Origin of the sequence: Mycoplasma wenyonii (assembly GCF_003265155.1) — a bacterium.
Lineage (GTDB): Bacteria > Bacillota_I > Bacilli_A > Mycoplasmatales > Mycoplasmoidaceae > Eperythrozoon_A > Eperythrozoon_A wenyonii_C.
Genome location: NZ_QKVO01000031.1, coordinates 1 through 693 on the forward strand (window position 1 = coordinate 1; position 693 = coordinate 693).

Annotated in this window: 1 protein-coding gene; it reads right to left on the reverse strand. The window is 33.9% G+C overall.

Features of this window, described 5'->3' with window-relative positions:
* Positions 1-693: ABC transporter ATP-binding protein (locus DNK47_RS03335; RefSeq protein ID WP_146737548.1), on the reverse strand; the 693-nt coding region annotated here is incomplete at both ends.

Genomic DNA, 693 nt, shown 5'->3' on the forward strand with positions numbered 1-693 from the left:
CTCTAAAGCCAGTGATGTTATTTAGTTGAAAGATTGAGTTATTAACTTCTACTTCTTTAGGGGATAAATAAATTCCCTCAAAGATATTGGATTTTCCCATAAAGTTAGCTACTCATTCGTTACTCGGCGCATCATAAACATCTGAAGGAGTGCCAAACTGTTCTATCCTTCCTTTTCTTAGTACAACTATCTTGTCAGAGAGAAGTAAGGCTTCTTTTTGATCGTGTGTAATCAACAAGAAGGTCAGCTTAAGTCTTTGATGTAACTTCTTTAACTCTATTTGCATTTTCTCTCTCATATCCTTATCAATAGCTGATAAAGGCTCATCTAAGAGAACTATTTGCGGTTCCATGATGAGAGCTCTAGCCAAAGCTACTTTCTGCTTAGTTCCTCCTGATAGTGTGTCTATCGCAGATTTCTCATATCCTGTGAGTCCAACTAAGGAAATGAGTTTGTTTACCTTATCTGCGATTTCAGCAGAGCTAAAAGCTCTAGCTAAATACTTGTAATTAAGTTCTTGTTCCTTAAGAATGGGAAAATACTCTCATCAAGATTTCCAATACTCTAAATCTAGGAGCTTAGATCTAATAATTCCTAGATAAAAAATAATTAGTTTCTTATGTAAGTATCTATTCTTTCTTAGTTGTTTTTTTTCAGTTATTCCTAGATGGTTAACTCATTTCTTAAGTAAAT